The organism is Cellulomonas sp. ATA003, assembly GCF_031582905.1.
Lineage (GTDB): Bacteria > Actinomycetota > Actinomycetes > Actinomycetales > Cellulomonadaceae > Pengzhenrongella.
On sequence record NZ_CP133990.1, the window covers coordinates 2,651,637 to 2,670,688 of the forward strand.

Sequence of the window (19,052 nt, forward strand, 5' to 3'; positions counted from 1 at the left end):
CCCGCCGAGTAGGTCCTGGGCAGATCAGTGCGGATCATGGTGCCCTCGCCCTCACGTGGCTCATCTAGATGCAGCGGACCGGCCATCTCTGACGGTACGTGGAGCCCCACGCAGGATGCATGTCGGGGACTGTCTGCGCTGGCCGGCTGGGAGCCGGCAGGAGCGAAAGGGCCCGGTCCTCGTCCTTGAGGTGGCGGTCGATGGCGGGCGGCTGTGTCAGCCACGCCCGAACAGAAGGAAAGCGGTTGTTCCCACGTACACGAGAACGGCCGCCCCGAGCATCAGCACGTCGGACAGGTGGAGGGCTTGCTGGTCGTCGCGGCGACGTCGCAGGGCCAGGACGGAGAACAGCAGCGGCATCAGTGCGACGAAAGCCATGACGACGACGACAAGCAGGTAATCGCGGATCTGAACCCCGACGATGGCCAGCGGCACGACCGCGAGGGTGAAGGTCATGGTGTGGTCGGCGAAGACGCTCGTGACGCCGCTGGTGACTTGTCCGGTGCGGACCACGGACCAGGTCGTGAAGACCTGCGGCAGCGCGGTCATGAACGCCGTGATGAACAGGCCGCTGACGATCGGTTGAAGACCCAGGGCGTTGCCGACCTGGCGTGTCCCGGTGACCAGGAAGTATGCGCCGAGAGCTAGTGCGTGATTCGCCCCGGGTTCGGTGGAGGCCCGGTTATCTGGCTCCGGCAGTGAGTTCGGCCGGTGCGGTTGCAGGGTAGTGCGCCCAGTAGTGCTGCTCGAGCTCTGCTGGTGGGACCAGTCCGATCTCGCCGTGCAGGCGCCGGTGGTTGAACCAGTCGACGTACTCGGCGACGGCGATCTCGACGTCGGCGACGGACTTCCAGCCCCTGGTGGGCGCATCGCGGGGTTGCGGATGCACTCGGTCTTGAACAGCGCGTTGAACGCCTCGGCCAGGGCGTTGTCGTAGGAGTCGCCCTTGGAGCCGACCGAAGCGACGGCCTTGGCCTCGGCGAGCCGCTCGGTGTAGCGAATCGCTCGGTACTGCACTCCGCGGTCGCTGTGATGGGTCAGGCCGGTCACGTCCTGCCCGGCGCGAAGCCGTGCCCACAGGCCCATGTCGAGTGCGTCCAGGGCCAGATCGGTGCGTAGCGAGGTCGAGACCTGCCACCCCACGACCAGCCGGGAGAACACGTCGATGACGAACGCCGCGTAGGTCCACCCGGCGTGGGTGCGCACGTAGGTCAGGTCCGCGACCCACAGCTGGTTCGGTGCGTCCGCGACGAACGCGCGGTCCACCAGATCCGCCGGCCGCTCGGTCTGCGCACCGTCGCTGGTGGTCGTGCGGCGGGTCTTCTCCCGGCTGATCCCGCGCAGCCCCTCGGCCCGCATGAGCCGTTCCACCGTGCACCTCGCCACCGCGGTGCCGGTCCGGTTCAGCTCGGCCCAAACCTTCTTGGCCCCGTAGACGCACAAGTTCTCCTGGAAGGTCTTGCGGATCAACGGCACCAACTGCGCATCGCGAACCGCACGCGCCGACGGGGCCCGCGTGCTGGTCGCGTAGTACGTGCTCGGAGCGATCTGCGCCGCAGTGCCCTTGAGCACCGCGCAGATCGGCTCGACCCCGAGCTCGCGCCCCTCCACCACCTCGTGGCGGTGAGCGTCGATGTAGTCGACTACCTGACGGACGGGCGGTCGAGCTCCGCCGCGAAGAAAGCCGAAGCCGTCTTCAAGATGTGGTTCGCCCGCCGCAACTCCTTGACCTCACGCTCTAGCTCGGTGATCCGTGCCGCGTCCTGGCTCGTCGTCCCGGCCCGCTGCCCGCCGTCGATCTCCGCACGCTTGACCCACGTGCGCAACGCCTCCGGGTGCACGTCCAGATGGCCCGCGACCCGACGGACCACGACCATCCGCTGCTCACCCGCCGCGATCGCGTCCAACGCCATCCTCGTGGCCCGCTCACGCAGCTCCTCGCTGTACTTCTTCGGTGCCGGCATGACTCTCATCCTTCCTGGGTTGAGAGCCTCCACCGAACCCGGGGCGAATCAGCGAGTACGCCTGCGACGGCCAGCCACGTCTTCTTGGTCGACCACGACACCTCGCCGCGTTCCCCGCCGCGGCCTCTGATCAGCGCCTGGAGCAGGAAGACGATGTAGGCGGCGGCGGCGATGAGCCCGTCGATGGGCTGAGAGTGACAGCCTGATGTGGCCCCACTTGGGGCCGTAGTGATGGCTTGATTTGGCCCCACCCCCGACCTGCCTGTCCCTACGTTCGTGACGTCGACCAAGACGATCACGAGGGGCGTAGGTGGAAGCGAGATCGAGGGTGGAGATGTTCGAACGTATCCGCAGAGACCATCGAGTTGAAGGGTTGTCGATCCGTGCGTTGGCGGAGCGGCACGAGGTGCACCGGCGCACGGTGCGGCAGGCGCTGGCCGACGCGACACCGCCGCCGCGCAAGGTCCCAGTCCGGCAGTCGCCGGTGCTCGGGGTGCACGAGGCGCAGATCCGGGCGTGGCTGATTGAGGACTTGACCGCGCCGCGCAAGCAGCGCCACACGGCCCGGCGGGTGTGGCAGCGGCTGCGTGATGAGCACGGCGCGCAGTTGGCGGAGTCGACTGTGCGCGGCTTGGTCGGGCAGCTCCGGGCTGAGATCGCGGCGAGCACCCGGGTGGTGCCGATCGCCCAGGAGCACGCGGTCGGGGTCGAGGCGGAGGTGGACTTCGGGGAGTTCATGGCCTGGATCGACGGTGTCTACGTGAAGCTGTGGATGTTCGCGCTGCGGCTGTCGCACTCCGGCCGGGCGGTGCACGTGGCGTACGCGAATCAGGCGCAGGAGTCGTTCCTGGACGGCCACGTGCACGCCTTCACCGTCCTGGGCGGGGTGCCGACCGGGCAGATTCGGTACGACAACCTGCGCCCGGCGGTGGTGCGGGTGCTGCTGGGCCGGGAGCGGCTGGAGAACGAGCGGTTCATCGCGTTGCGCTCGCACTACGGGTACGACTCGTTCTTCTGCGAGCCCGGCATCGGCGGGGCGCACGAGAAGGGCGGGGTCGAGGAGAGATCGGCCGGTTCCGCCGCCGGCACCTGACCCCGGTCCCTCGGGCGGGGAGTCTGGCCGAGTTGAACGCCCAGCTCGCCGCCGCCGACCTGCTGGATCAGGACCGGCACATCGCCGCCCGGGTCGAGACCGTCGGGCAGGCCGCCGCCCGCGAGCAGGTGACCCTGCGGGCGCTGCCGACCGAACCGTTCGACGTCGCCACCGCGTTGACGTGCCACGTCGACGCGAAAGCGCGGATCTGCGTGCGCCAGTCGTACTACTCCGTCCCGGCGCACCTGGCCGGCGCGCGGGTGTCGGTCGCCTTGGGGGCGCGGTCGTTCACCGTCCGCGACGCCCGACCTGGCCGGCCGGCGGTGGTGGTCGCCGAGCACGTGCGCAGCCTGCACAAGAACACCCAGACCCTGGTGCTGGACCACTACCTGGAGGTCCTGGCCCGCCGTCCCGGGGCGCTGCCGGCCGCGACCGCCCTGGTCACCGCACGTGCGGTGGGGTTGTTCACACCGGGCCACGACGAGTTCTGGGCCGCCGCCCGCCGCGCCCACGGCGACGCCGCCGGCACCCGGGAGCTCATCGGGGTCCTGCTGCTGCACCGCCGGCTGCCGAGCGAAGCGGTCCTGGCCGCGATGGCCACCGCGGTGAGGCTGGGACGGCTCGAGGCCGACCTCGTCGCGGTCGAGGCCCGCCGACACCTCGAACCCACCCGGCTCGCCCCCGACACCCCCGACACCCCCGACACGGTCACGGACGTCGCTGAGCACCGTCGCCCGGTGCCGACCCTGAGCGGCTACGACAGCCTGCTGGCACCGTTGCCGGTCAGCGCATGAGCGCCACCACCAGCGTCCCAAGCGTCGACGCCCGGCCGGTGACGCCACGGTCGGAGCAGGCCGCCGACCTCGCGATCGCGGCCGGGGCAGCGGCGCTGCACCTGCCCACGATCCGCGCCGAAGCGACCCGGATCGCGGCCGCCGCGGTCAAGGAGCGCCTGACCCACAAGGCGTTCCTCGCCGAGGTCCTGACCGCCGAGCTCGACGACCGCGACGCCCGCCGCCGCACCAGACGGATCCACGAGGCGAAGTTCCCTCGCCTGAAGCGGTTGGAGGACTTGGACCTGCGCCAGCTGCCCGGCCTACCGGCGCCGCTGCTGGCCGCGCTGTCCGCCGGGGCGTGGATCGACCGCGGCGAACCGGTCGTGCTCCTGGGCGACTCGGGCACCGGCAAGACGCACCTGCTCATCGGCCTGGGCGTCGCGGCCGCTGAAGCCGGCCGCCGCGTCCGGTACGTCACCACCGCCGCACTGGTCAACGAGCTCGTCGAGGCCGCCGACGCCAAACAGCTGTCCCGCGTCGTGAGCCGCTACGCCCGCCTGGACCTGCTGTGCCTGGACGAGCTCGGCTACGTCCACCTCGACCCCCTCGGCGCCGAACTGCTCTTCCAGATCATCACCGAACGCGAAGAGAAAGCCTCCATCGCCTGCGCCAGCAACGCCCCGTTCAGCGAGTGGGGCACCACCTTCACCGACCCCCGCCTGGCCGCCGCGATCGTCGACCGGCTCACGTTCAACGCCCACATCATCGCCACCGGCACCGACTCCTACCGGCTGCGATCCAGCCGCGCAGCACGCGAAGGAGCCGCCCCTGGATGACCCCCACAGCGACGCCCCGCACGCGTCACCCGAAGTGACGCTGCGGGACCGTGGCACACCGCAGATGACCGCGGGGTGGGGCCAAATCAGGCCATCACACTGGGGCCAAATGGGGTTGTCATTCTCAATGGGCTGCAGTCCGCGCCACGGTGGCGGCAGCACGAGGACGGCGAACAGCACGACGATGGCCAGGTAGGGCAGTGCGTCGACGAAGACAGCGTCACGCTGCACCCGTAGCTGCCCGTTGCCGCGGGCCGGACGGGCGTTCTGGGAGCGGTTGCGGCGCGCGGCGGCGTAGGCGACCGCGACGGTGATCGGGATCGAGACCACGGTGGACCCGAGCATGCTGCCCAGTCCGATGGAGGCGGTTCCGGTGATCGCGCTGACGGTGGTGATCCCGACGTCTGGGCTGGCGCTTCCGAGCGCGACCAGGGGCCCGCCTGCGGCTCCGGTGAATCCGTACCGCATCCGCACCGCCTTCAGCGGCGCCGCGAGCTGCTCGGCTCCCCACCGCGCCACGAACGCCGCGATGACCAGACCGGGAACCCACAACCACACCATGGGACCTCCTGATCATCGCCGGCGTTGAGCGGCAGCTCCGCCGCCCGAGGCGGGCGACTTTCGAGGATGCCCGCAGGCGTGGGTGTGCGCATCAGCGCGGTCACCCACCCCGGCTGCCTTCTAGGAGGAACTGCTCGGACGTCGGGTTGGGCAGGGACGCCGCAGGACACCGGCGGTCACGGCGGCTGCTGCCAGCACGTAGACGCCCAGCTCAGGGCTCGCTCCCAGGCGGGCTGCGGGTGTGAGCGTGGTGCGCAGCGGAAGCGTGGCGACGATCTCGTCGGCGGTGAACAGCTCGGTGCGCTCCACCACTTGGCCGTCGGGCGTGATCACCGCGCTGACGCCGACCGTGGAGATCTGGATGGTGGCCCGGGCGTGCTCGGCTGCGCGGAAGCGTGACATGGCGAGCTGCTGGGTTGACTCCTGGGAGCGGCCGAAGGAGGCGTTGTTGGTGGGAATGACGATCAGCTCTCCGCCCCTGCGCACGCCCTCGCGGATGATGTCGGCGTAGGCGACCTCGAAGCAGATGCCCGTGACGACGGGGACGGAACGGGCGAGGCGCTCGATGGGGATGGTGGTGACCGCGGGTGCGGTTCCGGCCACCATGTCGGTGGCGATCCGGTCCACCAGGGGTGTGAGCTGGCGGAAGAACCGGCGGTAGGGCACGTATTCCCCGAAGGGCACCGGGTGCTGCTTCGCGTAGGCGCTACGGGCACCGTGACCCGCCTGCCACACGACCATCTCGTTGAAGCGGACGTCCTGGCCGTCGGGGAACCGCTGGGTCCCCAGGAGCACCGGTGCGCCGGCGGCCGAGGCTGCGGCGTCCACGAGCGCGGCCTGGGCCGGGTCGACGCGCGGGTCGATGTCAGCCGCGCTCTCGGGCCACAGGATCACGTCGAGCGAGGCCGCGCCCGCAGATGTTAGGAGCCGTTCGGTGCCGCGCGCGTGGTTGGCGGTGACCTGCCTGGCCTGTTCGGCCCAGTGTGCGCCTGCGGCTGGCACGTCACCCTGGACCGCCCCGACCCGAAGTCGCCCCGTCTCCTGCCCGACGGGGACCGAAAGGAGCCCGGGGCCGAGCGTCAGGGCGACGGCTCCGGCGCCGGCCACGACAGCGGACAGCCTCGGCTCGGTGAACACCTGCCGCCAGGACGCTGCCAGCGCGGCGCCGATCAGGACCACGACGGCAGAGACCAGGATCTCACCGCCGTAGGGCGCCAGTCGCAGCGCCGGCGCGTCCGTCTGGGAGAACGCCAGATACCCCCACGGGAATCCCCGAACGGCCACGAACCGCGAAGCTGTTCGACGGCCACCCACACCACCGCTGCGGTTGCGGCCTGCACCAGTGCGTGGTCGCCAACCCACGGGGCCCGCTGCGCATGGGCCCACAGCACGGCGAAGCCGGCGACGTAGGAGGCCTGGAACAGACTCAGTGCGATCCAGGGCAGGACCGAACCGGTGGCGTCGACCGCCCAGTCGACGTGCGGGAGGAAGAAGCACAGTCCCCAGGCCAGGCCGGTTCCTGCTGCTCGGCCAGCTCTGGCGCTGCGCAGCGCCGTGAGCAGCAGCGCGACACCGACGTAGGCCAGTGGCCACCAGCCGCGGTCGGGAAAGGCCAGGTTGGTCAACCAGCCGCCCAGGGCCGCCAGGATCACCGCCGTACGGGGCAGGACCGGCGCGGCTGGTCCACGCGTCGGTCGCGAGCCGTGGATGTCGAAGTGCCCCACTCTTGGCGGTGTCAGGAGACGGACCAAGGGCACTTCTCCGTTGTCAGGGGCGGCAACTCTGGGGACATCGGCGGACAGGTCAGACGCCGGCGTAGGAGTGCAGGCCGGTGATGAACATGTTGACGCCCACGAAGTTGAACAAGAACGCCCCGTAGCCGGCCAGGGCGAGCCACCCGGCCTTCGTGCCGCGCCACCCCGCGGTGGACTGCGCGTGCAGGTAGGCGGCGTACAGCACCCAGGTGATGAAGGCCCAGGTCTCCTTGGGGTCCCACCCCCAGTACCGGCCCCAGGAGTCCTCGGCCCAGATCGCGCCGGCCAGGACGGCGAACGTCCAGACCGGGAAGGCGAACAGGTGGGCGGTGTGCGCGACGCGTTCCAGGGCGGCGGCGGCGGGCAGTCGACCGGCGTAGCCGCGGGTCGCCTGCCCGCTGGCGTCGCGCGCGTCGGCGCGTCGGCGCAGCAGGTACAAGCCGGTGGCGGCCGCCCCGACGGTGAAGACACCGCCGGCGATGATCGCCGCTGCGACGTGGATGACGAGCCAGTAGGAGTTCAGCGCGGGGACCAGATCCCCGGCGGGGGTGTACAGGACGGTCACGGCAAGGCCGAGGCTCAGGGTGACGAGCGCGAGGATCCACACACCGAGGTCACGCACGGGTTGACGTCGCAGGAACACCAGGTAGGCCGCGGTGGCGGCCAGGGTGGCGGCGGCGGCGAACTCGTACATGTTCCCCACGGCGCCCGCCCCGCGGCCAGGCCTCGCGCGAGGACGCCGGCCAGGTGCAGCACGAACGCGAGCGTGGTCAGGGCAGCGGCGATCCGGTCCAGCCGGCGGCGGGCCGCCGGAGCGGGCCGACTGACGACGGCTGGAGTCGGTGACGAGACGGGGGACGCTGAGGGCCCGCCCACGGCGACCGGCTCGACGACACGGGATTGTGCCGGGGTCTGCGAGCGTCTGGCCGCCTGGTAGGCGTAGGCGAGCATGGCCAGGGCGTAGACGGCGATGGCGCTGTAGATCAGCCGGTCGCTGAGCTCGGCCAGCAGGGGGTCGGCACGGTCAGTCCTCTCGGTCGTGCGGGGAAGGGTCGGTACCGGCCGGTCCGGCCCCCGGCAGGGCCGCGAGCACGGAGGAGAGCTCGTCCGGGACGGGTCCGCGGCGGGTCAGCGCGTAGGTGGCGGCCTCGACCATGGGCGCGCCACCACCAGGGGCAGGGGCGACGCGGATCCAGATCCGGCGTCGGCGCACGGCCAGCGACACCGTCAGGCCGAGCAGGAGAGCGACGGCTGCCGCCAGGGAGATCTCCTTGCCCGGGTCGTGAGCGATCTGGAAGTTCGCGAACCGGGAGACCGACTCGAATGTCAAGGTTCCCTGCCCGTCGGGCAGCGTCATGGACTCCCCGGGCGCAGGGCGCGCCCGAACGGCTGGTCCCCGTCCATCACCTGGGTCAGGTCGGTCTTGTCGAGGCGGAACACCGACTGCGGTGCGCCGTCGGCCAGGCCCAGGTCTCCGGTGTAGGCGGTGAGCAGGAGCTGGGGGTCGACCAGGTCCGGGTAGAGCGAACGGGGCCCGACGCCGGGGTTGATGGAGGCGGTGGGCAGGAAGAAGCCTTCGAATCCCAGCTGGGTAGGCTGCGCGTCCGGGATCTTGATCACCCCTTCGGAGGACAGGTTGCCGTCGAAGGGCAGGAACACGACGGGTCCGGTGAAGACCGTCTGCCCGCGGCCATCATTGACGCTGACCACCGGTGCATAGCCGTTGCCCGTGAGGAACACCTTGGTCCCCTCGACCTGCAGCGGGTGGTTCACCTCGACGGTGACGTCCTCAGGAACACCGGTGGATGTGCGAAGAAGGGTCATGTCGGCCTGGAAGTCCCGGGCGCTGCCGCGCTGGGGGCCGGTCGTCTCGAACTCGGCGGTGAAGTCGTCCAACGTGAACGAGAACGGGGTCAGCGCTTCGGTGTCGGTCAGGGGTCCGGGGTGAACTCGTCGTACTGCAGGCGCGTGTTGGTGAAGGAGACACCTTCTACGACGATCACCCGTCCCTCGAACCCGAACAGCGACCCGATCGCCACCCCGAAGAGCAGCACCAACAGGGACAGGTGGAACACGAGGTTGCCGACCTCGCGCAGGTACCCCTTCTCCGCCCGCACGGAGTCCTCGTCGACCACGACCCGAAATCGTCGGGCGCGCAGGTGTGCGGCCGCCGCCTCCAGCGCGCGAGCCGGTTCCGCGGTCGCCGCGGCGCGGCGGTAGTCGTCCAAGCGCGCCAGGTTGGTCGGTGCGCGCGGAGGTTCCGCGCGGGCGGACTGCCACAGGCGGGCCGCGCGCGGCAGGACGCAACCGGTCATGGAGACCATGAGCAGCAGGTAGATCGCGGCGAACCAGGGCGAGGAGTACACCTCGAAGAACCCCAGGCGGTCCAGCCATGGACCTAGCACCGGGTTGTCCGCCAGGAAACGGGTGACCGCGCTCGGATCGAAGGCGACGCCTCGTTGGGGCAGCAGCGACCCTGGCACGGCGGCCAGGGCCAGCGCGAGCAGGAGCAGCACCGCGGTGCGCATGGACGTCAGGGTCCGCCACGCCCACCGCGACCACGCCACGATGCCCTGCCCGGTCGGGCGGGGCGGCATCGCCATCACGCCCGGCCGAGCTGCCTCTTCCAGTCGCCGCCTCACCGCAGCGTCCTCGAGCGCGTCCGAGGCAGGCCCGGCGGGTGCAGCCACGCCCAGGGCGGTGTCGTCGGCGAGGTGCCCGGGTCGCTGGCTCACCGGTCCACCGGAACGCGGTGTCGGGCGTCGAGCATGTCGTTGAGCACGGTCAGCTCGGCGGTCTGTGAGTTGACGATCGCCTGTGCGAGGTGGCGCACGTCCTCGTCCTCGACCCGGTCCAGAGCGGCCTGGGCCATGGTGACGCCCCTTGGTGGTGCGCCACCATGAGTCGCAGGTACCTGGCCTCCGCGTCGACACCGACGGCCTGGTCCAGGCGCTGCAGCTCCTCGTCGGTCGCCATCCCGGGCATCACCGCGCCGGGGGCGGGCATCGCCGTCGCGTCCGAGCCGTGGTCCATCGAGGCCATGCCGGAGTCGGTGTCGCTCATCCACTGCATCTGGGGGTCGAGGCTGGCCTGGGGAAGGTTCCACTGCTGGAGCCAGCCGTACATCTGACCGGCCTGCTGCTGCTGGGTCAGCATGATGTCCAACGCCAGGGACCGGACCTCGGGGTCGTCGGTGGCGTCGCGGACCATGGTGGACATCTGCACCGCCTGGGCGTGGTGGGACTGCATGTCCCGGGCGAAGCCTGCCTCGGGCGAGCCCTCCGTCGGCCGTGAGACGGCGGCTGCCCCGCCGGTCAGGGCGGCACCGGCCGCCATGCCGGCGACTGCCACCACGGCGGCGACCAGGATCATCAGCGCGGCGCGCGGGACCTTGCGCCGAGCAGTGACGTCCACGGTCATCAGGCGTCGACCCCACCGGTGCACGGCGCGCCCGGCTCGGGGGTCTGCTCACCCTGCTGGTACTTGACGAGGAACTGCTCCAGGCGCGGGTCGTCCGCGGTCTCGAGCGAGAGCTGGGTTCCCCAGGCACTGGCCACCACCGGCTCCTCGGGCAGACCGTCGAACGGGCTGAGCAGGAGGTAGGCGTTGCCCTCGGCCAGGTCGGTCAGTTCCTGCACCTGCTCGGCCGGCAGGTCGGGGCTGTAGGTGATCCACACGGCGCCGTGCTCCAGGGAGTGCACCGCCACCTCGCTGGGGATCGGCTCGGTGTACGTGCCGCAGTTGGCCCACACACCCGCGTGGTCACCACCGACCGGTGGCGTCTGCTCGTACTGGACCGGCTGCTGGACATGGGTCGCCGACAGGTCGGTGAACGTCAGCACCCCAGGGATGTCCCCGGCCGCGGCCTCGGCGACGTCCGCCTGACGTCGCTGCTCACCGACGATGACGATCGCGGTCACGGCGATCAGGACGGCGCCGACCAGTGCGCTGACCCCGGTGATGAGCGCAGTGCGGCGGCGTTCGGCGCGTCGCTGCCGCTCACGGACCTCGGTCAGCCGGGCGGCGCGCTCGGACGCGTCCTTGTTTGGTGTGCTCATCAGCTGGTGCTGCCTTCCAGGTGCGTGTTGGTCAAAGGACCGTGGTGTAGCCGGAGATCGTGGACTGCATGGCGCGCATCAGCAGGTCCCACACCCCGGTCACCAGGAGGAGCCCGGTGGCGATGAGCATCACCGCGCCGGCGCGTTTGATCGCCGCGGTGTGTCGTCGCGCCCACCCGGTCACCGTCAGCGCGCGGCGCATGCCCAGACCCACCGCGAGGAAGGGCAGGCCGAGCCCGGCGGCGTAGACCCCGGCCAGTGTGGCCCCGCGCCCGGCGCTGGCCTCGGTGAACGCCAGGGTCTGCACGGTCGCCAGGGTTGGGCCCAGGCACGGGGTCCAACCCAGCCCGAACGTCACACCCATCAATGGAGCGCCCACCAGGCCGGACCTTGGGCGCAGCCGCGGCAGCAGCTGGCGCTGGGATCCGGGCAACCAGCCGGCGAAGACCAGACCCATGATCACGACCACGACGCCCAGGACGCGGGTGAGCACCACCTGGTATGACTGCAAGGTGGCTCCGAGGCCGCCGAAGAGGGCGCCGTAGGCGACGAAGACCGCAGCGAAGCCCAGGATGAACAAGGCGGTGCCGACCACGACCGGCCGGCGCCGCGTCGCCGCCTCACGATCAAGCAACGGGCCGCCGGCGACGTAGGAGAGGTACCCGGGGACAACGGGGAGCACGCACGGGGACACGAAGGAGATCAGCCCGGCCAGGGCCGCGACTGCCGCGGCCGCAAGCATGGGGCCGGCCGCGACGAGGTCCTGGAGCGCGCTCACGACTGAGCCGCGGTCTGCTCGGCGACGACCGTGTCCAGCAGAGCGGTCAGTGTCGACTCCTCGACCGCTCCCAGCACACGGGCTGCGGGGCGCCCTTCACGGTCCAGGATCAAGGTCACCGGGACCCCGGCGCCGGGCAGGTGCTCGGCCAGGCTCAGCAGGGCCCTGCCGTCGCTGTCGTCGATGCTGGGGTAGGTGATCCCGTAGCTCTCCTCGAACGCGATGGCCGCGGCCGGGTTGTCCCGCACGTTCACCCCCAGGAACCGCACCCCCTGGTCCGCGTAGGCGGCCGAGGTGGCGGCCAGGACGGGTGCCTCCTCCCGGCACGGTGCGCACCACGAGCCCCACACGTTGATCACCACCACGTCGCCGCGCCATGCCGCGAGGTCGATCGACTCACCGGTCAGCCCCGTTCCTGACAGGTCCACCGGTTCGGCTCGCCCCTCGGGCGGGTACTCCGTCGCCGCTCTGCTGAGCGTTGCGGAGGTGACCTGCTCGGACGCGGCGCCTCCATCTCCTGCGAAGAAACTGGTCAGCTGAAGCGTCACCAGGGTCCCGGTGAGCAGGACCAGGGCACCGACGATGACCCGCGGGCGGGTCAGCAGCGGTCGCGACCGTGTCGGTGCGGCGGTCGCCTGCGCCGCAGGCCCGGTGGGGGTCGGCTCACCCACGACCGGCAACCGCCAAGGGTTCAGGGGGCTGTCGGTGCGAGCAACCAGGGCCGCCTGACTGCGACGCAGGTGACCCGTTGCCACCTGGAGGTGGGACGGGTCTGTCAGCACAGACCCTTCGCCGGGTGCGGCAGCACCCAGCACCTCCAGCAACGTCGCGCCGTATGCCGTCAGCCGGCACATGACCAGCTTGCCCTCCCTGCGGGAGACCACTAGCCCTGCCCGGCGAAGAACGCGGAGATGGTGCGAGACCAGGTTCGGTGCGACGCCGACCACCCACGCCAGATCGCACACGCACAACTCCTTCCCGAGCGCCAGGGCCGATGCGGTGCGCAGGCGCACCGGGTCGGCCAGGGCCTTGGCCGTGCGTGCCATCACCTCTGAACGGCTGACCTCAGGCAGCGCCGCACGGACCGCCTCGGCGCGCGGCACGTCGAGGCAGACCAGGTCGCACCCGTCAGCAGTCATCCCGTCATCCTAACGAGCGTTGATGTGAAGCCGACTCGCCTGGTCAGTTCCGGTGAGTCGGGGTTGCGCAGCACGGCTTCAACCTTCTTCGGTGGTCGGCCCGTCCAGGCTGGATGGCGGATGGGCCGGCTGGCGCAGTGTGGTGAGCACCAGCACGGCGGCGCCGGTGACGATGGCGGTGTCGGCGAGGTTGAAGGTCGGGAACCAGCCGCTGTGCAGGTAGTCGGTGACGACGCCGTCTGCGGCGCGGTCCACGACGTTCGCGATGGCGCCGCCAAGGATCAGGGTCAAGGCAGCCAGCCGCCCGTTGGTGCTGGCAGCGGCGGTGCGCCAGGCGACCACGCCGACCGCAGCGGTGACGATCGTGGTCACGGTCAGCACCAGCCATGCCGGTGCACCGGCACCGATCGAGAAGGCCACCCCGGGGTTGTACGCCAGGCGCAGGTCGACCACCCCCAGGCTGATCACCCGGTCCTGCAGCACGTTCACCGCCCACGCCTTGGCACCCAGGTCGGTGGCCGCGACCAGGACGACACCCACGCCTGCTGCCAGGCGTCGCCACGCCGCGGAAGCCGCCGTCGGGCCTCTCCTGGCTGTGGTCGGGGCGGTCACCGGTGAGCCATCGCTGCATGCTCGAACGTCGCGGTGGTGCCTGTGGTCGCGTCCTGCGGCAGGGGGCGGGTGCGCCCGGCGCGGACGCCGTTGGCGATGACGAAGACCTCGGCGATCTCGTGCACGAGGACGACGGCGGCCAGGCCCAGGACACCGAACAGGGCCAGCGGCATCAGGACGATGATGATCGCCAGCGACAGGCCGACGTTCTGCAGCATGATGCGCCGGGCCCTGCGGGCGTGGGTGAACGCCTGAGGCAGGTGACGCAGGTCTTCGCCCATGAGCGCGACGTCGGCGGTCTCGATCGCGACGTCGGTGCCCATCGCGCCCATCGCGATCCCGAGGTCCGCGGTCGCCAGGGCGGGAGCGTCGTTGACGCCGTCGCCGACCATGGCCGTGCGGCGCCGGGTCCGCAGCTGGGCGACCAGTGCGGCCTTGTCCTCCGGGCGCAGGTCGGCGTGCACCTCGTCGATCCCGGCCTCCCGGGCCAGTGCGTTGGCGGTCAGGGTGTTGTCACCGGTGAGCATGGCCACGTGGTACCCGTCGCGGCGCAGCTGAGCCACGACCTGCGCGGCCTCAGGGCGCAGCTCGTCGCGCACCGCGACCGCCCCGAGCAGCTGACCGTCCTCCTCGATCAGGACGGCGGTCGCGCCGGCCTGCTGCATCCGCTCCACCTCACCCGCCAGCGACCCGGCCGGGACCCAGCCGGGCCTGCCGAGCCGCACGGGCCGGCCCTCGAACGTCCCGGTGAGCCCTGCGCCGGGTACGGCCTCCACGTCGTTCGCCGGGGTGACCGCGGGTACCGCGGCCAGGATCGCCCGTGCCAGGGGGTGCTCGCTGCGGGCCTCGAGGGCGGCCGCGACCTCCAGGACGTCCTCCTTGGTGCGTCCCGGGGCGGCAACGACAGCCACGACAGCGGGGGCGTTGCGAGTCAGGGTGCCGGTCTTGTCCAGCGCGACCCCGCGGATCGCGCCGAGGGCCTCCACCGCCGCGCCGCCCTTGATGAGCACGCCCTGCTTGGAGGCGGCGCCGACGGCGGCGACCACGGACACCGGCACGGAGATGGCCAGGGCGCACGGTGACGCGGCGACCAGCACGACCAGGGCGCGCTCGATCCACGTGCCCGGGTCGCCCAGGAGGCTGCCCGCGACGGCGATGAGCGCGGCGGCGATCATCACCCCGGGCACCAGCGGCTTGGCGATGCGGTCCGCCAGGCGCTGCGCTTCGCCCTTGCGGGACTGCTCGGTCTCGACGATCCGCACGATCCGCGCCAGGGAGTTGTCCTGGGCCGTGGTGGTGACCTCGACCTCCAGGACGCCCGATCCGTTGATCGCCCCCGCGTAGACGCTCTGCCCAGGTCCGGCCTCCACCGGCACCGACTCACCGGTGATCGCCGAGACGTCCAGGGCGGTGCGCCCGGTGCGGATGACCCCGTCGGTGGCGACCCGCTCTCCCGGCTTGACGACCATCAGGTCCCCGACCCGCAGCTCACCCGGAGCCACGGTCGTCTCCGCACCATCGCGCAGCACCGTCGCCGTCGCGGGCACCAAGCTCAGCAGCGCCCGCAGGCCGCGGCGGGTGCGGGCCAGGGAGTACTCCTCCAGGCCCTCGCTGATCGAGAACAGAAACGCCAGGGCGGCCGCCTCGGCGACCTCACCCAGCAGCACCGCACCGATCGCGGCGATCGTCATCAGCGTCCCGACGCCGATCTTGCCCTTCGCGAGCCGGCGGATCGTGGACGGGACGAACGTCCACGCGCCGACGAGCAGAGCCGCCCAGTTCAGCGCCAGCTGGACAGTCGGCTGGTCCTGCGCTCCAGCGATCAGGGCGCCGAGGAGCAGGACGCCCGCGACGGCGGCGAACTGCAGCTCCTTGACCTGCCAGAAGCGCTCGGCCTCGTGCTCCTCGGCGTCCTTGCCTGCCGGAGTGGTCTCGTCGTCACCGCACCCGCACGCGTCGCTCATCGTCCACCCTCCTCGTCCGAGAGGCCCAGGTCACGGCCGGCGGCCGCCGGGGCCGTATAGGTCGGGCACAACGCCACGGCGTTGCCCGTGGCCGCCAGCAGACCCTCGGCCCCAGCGAGCAGGTCCATCAGTTCCGGGCGGGTCAGGTGGTACATCGACGCGCGGCCCTGCGGGCGGTAGTCGACCAAGCCGCAGTCCCGCAGGCACGCCAAGTGGGTCGAGACGGTCGACTGGCCCAACCCCAGCGCGGTGCACAGGTCCACGACGCGCGCTTCGCCCATCGCCAGCTGGCGCACGAGCGCCAACCGGGTGGGGTCACTCAGGCTCCGGAACAGTGCGACAGCGGGACCCAGCGCCTCGCGACTCAGAGCATCGGGACTTGCGGCGATCATCGACATATGCTGATGATACATGCCCGTGTGGTGCTCGCGAGATCGAACGGAGCAGGGCCGTGCTGATGAACCGGGCCGAGACGATGCTGGTGAACAACCGGGGCCGGGCCTGGCTGCAGCGATCCTATGAGGTCCCCCTGCTCCAGCGGCTCGGCGCCCGCCTCGCTGGAGCCGACGTGGTCGAGATCGGGTGCGGCCGAGGCGTCGGCACCGAGCTGCTCCTGGAGCGGTGGGGCGTGGCCCACGTCACCGCCCTCGACCTGGACCCGGCGATGGTCGACCGCGCGCGGCGTCGCCTGGCCCGGCACGGGGGCCGGGTTGACGTCCGGATCGGCGACGCGTGCGATCTGCCGTTCGGGGACGCCAGCATCGACGCGGTGGTCGACTTCGGCGTCATCCACCACGTGCCCGCCTGGCGGGACGCGGTCGCCGAGACCGCGCGGGTGCTCCGGCCCGGTGCCCAGTTCGTCTTCGAGGAGGTGACCCGCCACGCACTGGAGCGCTGGTCCTATCGCACCTTCCTCGAGCACCCCGAGCACGACCGGTTCAGCGCGGAGGAGTTCATCGCCGAGCTCGAGCAGCACGGATTCGTGCTGCCCGAACCGGCTGTCACCCGGTTCTTCGGCGACTTCGTGATCGGCGTCGCGGTCAAACCGGCGACCACGCCCCGCGGTCCGCTGTGAGCGGCCACGCGATCCCCGGTCTGGCCCTGTTCGTCATGTGGGCCTTGCTGGCCGGGGTGGGCCGCATGGCCGTCCAGCGGCGGCGCACAGACAACAGCGGGTTCCGCTTCGCGGCCGCTCCGCGAGATACCCGGCAGTGGTGGGCCAATCGCATCAGCGGTGCCAGTTCGGTCGCGGTCGGCATCGCCGGACCGGTCCCAGACCTTCTCCGGCTCGACCAAGTGGCACCCCCGCTGAGCTCGCCGCCCCTGCGCGCACCGCCGCAGTCGTGGTGGCCGCAGCAGGCGTCGTGTGCACCTTCGCGGCGCAGCTGGCCATGGGCACCGCCTGGCGCATCGGTGTCGACCCGACCGAACGCACCGACCTCGTGACCTCCGGACCCTTCGCGTTCGTGCGCAACCGCATCTCCACCGCAGCGCTCATCACCTTCACCGGGCTCGCCTTCACCACCCCGAACCTCGTGGCCTTAGCCGGTCTGGCGGTGGTCTACACGGGCACCCAGATGCAGGTCCGCGTCGTCGAGGAACCGCACCCGCTCGCCACGCACGGTCGGGCCTACACCAACTACGCCGCCCGCGTGGGGCGGTTCCTCCCCACGATCGGACGCCTCCGTCCGCAGCGCGGCGAATAGCCCGCCATCCCCCTGCCTCTTTTAGACCCGAAAGGCCCCTCCATGGACCTGGCAGTCGCCGCCCTGCAAGCCGTCGGACTGTTCCTCGTGACCAACATCGACGACATCATCGTCCTATCACTGTTCTTCGCCCGCGGCGCCGGCGCCCCAGGCACCACCGCCAAGATCACCGCCGGGCAGTACATCGGCTTCGGCGCCATCCTCGTCGCCTCGGTCCTCGTCGCCCTCGGCGCCAACGCTTTCCTGCCCGAGGACGCCATCCCCTACTTCGGGCTGGTCCCCCTGCTCCTGGGCCTGTACGCCGCCTGGCAGGCATGGCGCAACCGCGACGACGACGATGACGACGACCCGGGCAAGGCCGTCGCCGTCTGGACCGTCGCAGCCGTCACCTTCGCCAACGGCGGAGACAACATCGGCGTCTACGTCCCCGTCTTCCTCGCCGTCGGCCCCGCCGCGACCGCCGCCTACGCCGTCGTGTTCCTCGCCCTGGTCGCCGTGCTCGTCCTCGCCGCCCGGTACGTCGCCACCCGACGACCCATCGCCGAGGTCCTCGAGCGGTGGGAGCACGTCCTGTTCCCCCTGGTCCTCATCGGCCTGGGCATCGTCATCCTCGTCGAGGGAGGCGCCTTCGGGCTCTAGGACTGCGATGGAGCAGAACCGCTCACGACCGCCGACCCATGTACGGAATCGAACCTCTCCGCTACAGCTCGTCCTCTCGCCGAGCGTGCGCCCCTTCCCGTCTAGAGCAGCAGGTGTAGCGGATCTCATTGCCGGAAGTGGGGCGCTCGGTCCGGTCCAGATCGATCAGGGCGTCGGCCACCAGGTGATGGCACCAGTGGGGGTCGGTGAGGGGCAGCCCATGGTCCGCGGACGGGTGTGTCACGTGGTTGATGCTGGCTCGAGTTCGGGCCAGCTCCGCGGCACGGCCAGGTACCGGCACGGGGTCGGCAGCTCCGGCGGCGACGGTCACGGTGATGCCCGCGCGGTCCAAGACGTCCAGGGCGCCGGACCAGCCGCTGTCGCGGATCAGGTCGTCGAGGGACCGGGAGTAGGTGTCCCAGGTGTGCCGGACGCTCGAGCGGGCAACGGGTACGGGCAGATCGGGGCGGAAGGCGACCGTGATCCAGGACGCGGCGGTCCGGTGCCGGCACATCCAGGCGCACACGGCACGAGGCAGCGGGCCGTCTCCGGAGAACAGGGCTTCCATGCGGCCCATGCCCGCGATGTGGTCGTCAGCCTCGGTGCGGGTGCGGTACAGCGGTGCTCCGAACGTCACGACCGACGTGACTCGGTCGGTGTGCTGGGCGGCCCACCGCAGCGCCAGCGTGCCGCCCATGGAGTGCCCGGCGACGACCGTTGGCCGGTGCTGCAGGCCGAGTGCAGCGAGGGCGGCGTCCAGGGCCGTGATGTGCGCGACGGCGTCGGTCGCCTCGGTGGTCTCCATGGACCCGCCGAACCCGAGGAGGTCGGGGACCACCACTGTGGCGTTCTCGGCGAGGGCGCCGTAGGCGGCACCGAAGGTGTCGCCCGCACTGACCAGGCCGTGCAGCAGCAGCACGACGGGCTGACCAGACCCAACGGTGCGCACCCACAGCGGCCCCGCCCACCGGCTGTCGCCGCGACCGGGTTCCCAGGTGGCCACGACCGGTGAGCGCCGGTGGCGCCAGCCCCACCACACGCCTGCAGCGGCCAGCCCGAGAGCAACCGCGCCCGCGGCGTGCTCGCCTGGCGACCCGCCGGAACGGTTCGGGGAGCGCGGCGTTCGTGACGGTGGCGAGGTCATGGGTCCAGCGGTTCTCCCACCGGGGTCC

Annotated in this window: 14 protein-coding genes and 6 pseudogenes; 5 read left to right on the forward strand and 15 right to left on the reverse strand. The window is 71.3% G+C overall.

Annotated features, from left to right (window positions below; all coding sequences use genetic code 11):
• Window positions 1-216: 216 nt before the first annotated feature.
• Together REH70_RS13260 and REH70_RS13265 are read right to left on the reverse strand one after the other, a co-directional pair.
• Entirely contained in the window at window positions 217-723 is a 507-nt protein-coding gene (locus REH70_RS13260; RefSeq protein WP_310754294.1) for a sodium/calcium exchanger protein, read from the reverse strand.
• A pseudogene (locus REH70_RS13265) lies at window positions 683-1,964 on the reverse strand (IS3 family transposase). The gene REH70_RS13260 and the pseudogene REH70_RS13265 overlap by 41 nt, the downstream one beginning before the upstream one ends.
• A gap of 334 nt (window positions 1,965-2,298) precedes the next feature.
• On the opposite strand from REH70_RS13265, the pseudogene istA reads away from it, so the two are divergent.
• Both istA and istB read left to right on the forward strand, forming a co-directional pair.
• Window positions 2,299-3,851: pseudogene (gene istA, locus REH70_RS13270) on the forward strand (IS21 family transposase).
• Window positions 3,848-4,669 (forward strand): IS21-like element helper ATPase IstB, encoded by an 822-nt coding sequence (gene istB / locus REH70_RS13275; RefSeq protein ID WP_310747830.1) that lies wholly within the window; start codon window positions 3,848-3,850, stop codon window positions 4,667-4,669. The pseudogene istA and the gene istB overlap by 4 nt, the downstream one beginning before the upstream one ends.
• Window positions 4,670-4,840: 171 nt before the next feature.
• Here the strand turns inward: istB and REH70_RS20745 are convergent.
• The 12 genes and pseudogenes from REH70_RS20745 to REH70_RS13340 form a co-directional block, all read right to left on the reverse strand.
• Window positions 4,841-5,230, reverse strand: a pseudogene (locus REH70_RS20745) (hypothetical protein); the annotation flags it as partial.
• 120 nt (window positions 5,231-5,350) lie between these two features.
• Window positions 5,351-6,987: pseudogene (gene lnt, locus REH70_RS13280) on the reverse strand (apolipoprotein N-acyltransferase).
• Between the two features lie 46 nt (window positions 6,988-7,033).
• Window positions 7,034-7,678 (reverse strand): c-type cytochrome biogenesis protein CcsB, encoded by a 645-nt coding sequence (gene ccsB, locus REH70_RS13290; RefSeq protein ID WP_310747838.1) that lies wholly within the window; start codon window positions 7,676-7,678, stop codon window positions 7,034-7,036.
• A 330-nt stretch (window positions 7,679-8,008) separates the two neighbouring features.
• Entirely contained in the window at window positions 8,009-8,341 is a 333-nt protein-coding gene (locus REH70_RS13295; protein ID WP_310747841.1) for a cytochrome c biogenesis protein ResB, read from the reverse strand.
• A pseudogene (locus REH70_RS20750) lies at window positions 8,338-9,587 on the reverse strand (cytochrome c biogenesis protein ResB). The gene REH70_RS13295 and the pseudogene REH70_RS20750 overlap by 4 nt, the downstream one beginning before the upstream one ends.
• Before the next feature lie 128 nt (window positions 9,588-9,715).
• Window positions 9,716-10,404: pseudogene (locus tag REH70_RS13310) on the reverse strand (DUF305 domain-containing protein).
• Window positions 10,404-11,042 carry a DUF3105 domain-containing protein gene (locus REH70_RS13315; RefSeq protein ID WP_310747853.1) on the reverse strand — a complete coding sequence of 213 codons (639 nt, stop codon included), beginning with the start codon at window positions 11,040-11,042 and terminating at the stop codon, window positions 10,404-10,406. Before REH70_RS13315 ends, REH70_RS13310 begins: the two are co-directional and overlap by 1 nt.
• 31 nt (window positions 11,043-11,073) lie before the next feature.
• On the reverse strand, window positions 11,074-11,820 hold the full coding sequence (locus tag REH70_RS13320; RefSeq protein WP_310747857.1) for a cytochrome c biogenesis protein CcdA: 747 nt from the start codon (window positions 11,818-11,820) through the stop codon (window positions 11,074-11,076).
• Window positions 11,817-12,959 (reverse strand): metalloregulator ArsR/SmtB family transcription factor, encoded by a 1,143-nt coding sequence (locus tag REH70_RS13325; RefSeq protein ID WP_310747859.1) that lies wholly within the window; start codon window positions 12,957-12,959, stop codon window positions 11,817-11,819. Before REH70_RS13325 ends, REH70_RS13320 begins: the two co-directional genes overlap by 4 nt.
• Window positions 12,960-13,037: 78 nt before the next feature.
• Window positions 13,038-13,571 carry a signal peptidase II gene (gene lspA / locus REH70_RS13330; protein ID WP_310747862.1) on the reverse strand — a complete coding sequence of 178 codons (534 nt, stop codon included), beginning with the start codon at window positions 13,569-13,571 and terminating at the stop codon, window positions 13,038-13,040.
• On the reverse strand, window positions 13,568-15,535 hold the full coding sequence (locus tag REH70_RS13335; protein WP_310747865.1) for a heavy metal translocating P-type ATPase: 1,968 nt from the start codon (window positions 15,533-15,535) through the stop codon (window positions 13,568-13,570). The genes lspA and REH70_RS13335 overlap by 4 nt, the downstream gene beginning before the upstream one ends.
• Window positions 15,532-15,933 (reverse strand): metalloregulator ArsR/SmtB family transcription factor, encoded by a 402-nt coding sequence (locus tag REH70_RS13340; protein WP_310747867.1) that lies wholly within the window; start codon window positions 15,931-15,933, stop codon window positions 15,532-15,534. Before REH70_RS13340 ends, REH70_RS13335 begins: the two co-directional genes overlap by 4 nt.
• Before the next feature lie 59 nt (window positions 15,934-15,992).
• Here REH70_RS13340 and REH70_RS13345 point away from each other — a divergent pair, with 59 nt between their 5' ends.
• From REH70_RS13345 to REH70_RS13355, 3 genes are all read left to right on the forward strand, one after another.
• On the forward strand, window positions 15,993-16,610 hold the full coding sequence (locus tag REH70_RS13345; protein WP_310754295.1) for a class I SAM-dependent methyltransferase: 618 nt from the start codon (window positions 15,993-15,995) through the stop codon (window positions 16,608-16,610).
• Between the two features lie 268 nt (window positions 16,611-16,878).
• Window positions 16,879-17,241 carry an isoprenylcysteine carboxylmethyltransferase family protein gene (locus REH70_RS13350; RefSeq protein ID WP_310747868.1) on the forward strand — a complete coding sequence of 121 codons (363 nt, stop codon included), beginning with the start codon at window positions 16,879-16,881 and terminating at the stop codon, window positions 17,239-17,241.
• Window positions 17,242-17,283: 42 nt separating this feature from the next.
• Window positions 17,284-17,880: a cadmium resistance transporter gene (locus tag REH70_RS13355; protein ID WP_310747869.1), complete on the forward strand. Its 597-nt coding sequence runs from the start codon at window positions 17,284-17,286 to the stop codon at window positions 17,878-17,880.
• 61 nt (window positions 17,881-17,941) lie between these two features.
• Here REH70_RS13355 and REH70_RS13360 read toward each other — a convergent pair whose 3' ends face one another.
• The gene (locus REH70_RS13360) at window positions 17,942-18,829 is read right to left on the reverse strand and encodes an alpha/beta hydrolase (protein ID WP_310747870.1); all 888 of its coding nucleotides are present in this window, start codon (window positions 18,827-18,829) and stop codon (window positions 17,942-17,944) included.
• Window positions 18,830-19,052 lie beyond the last annotated feature (223 nt).

Coding starts and splice junctions, on each gene's coding strand:
- REH70_RS13345 (WP_310754295.1), top strand. CDS start 15,993: ATGAACCGGGCCGAGACGATGCTGGTGAACAACCGGGGCCGGGCCTGG.
- REH70_RS13335 (WP_310747865.1), bottom strand. CDS start 15,535: ATGAGCGACGCGTGCGGGTGCGGTGACGACGAGACCACTCCGGCAGGC.
- REH70_RS13295 (WP_310747841.1), bottom strand. CDS start 8,341: ATGACGCTGCCCGACGGGCAGGGAACCTTGACATTCGAGTCGGTCTCC.
- REH70_RS13355 (WP_310747869.1), top strand. CDS start 17,284: ATGGACCTGGCAGTCGCCGCCCTGCAAGCCGTCGGACTGTTCCTCGTG.
- REH70_RS13315 (WP_310747853.1), bottom strand. CDS start 11,042: ATGAGCACACCAAACAAGGACGCGTCCGAGCGCGCCGCCCGGCTGACC.
- REH70_RS13340 (WP_310747867.1), bottom strand. CDS start 15,933: ATGTCGATGATCGCCGCAAGTCCCGATGCTCTGAGTCGCGAGGCGCTG.
- REH70_RS13325 (WP_310747859.1), bottom strand. CDS start 12,959: ATGACTGCTGACGGGTGCGACCTGGTCTGCCTCGACGTGCCGCGCGCC.
- ccsB (WP_310747838.1), bottom strand. CDS start 7,678: ATGTACGAGTTCGCCGCCGCCGCCACCCTGGCCGCCACCGCGGCCTAC.
- istB (WP_310747830.1), top strand. CDS start 3,848: ATGAGCGCCACCACCAGCGTCCCAAGCGTCGACGCCCGGCCGGTGACG.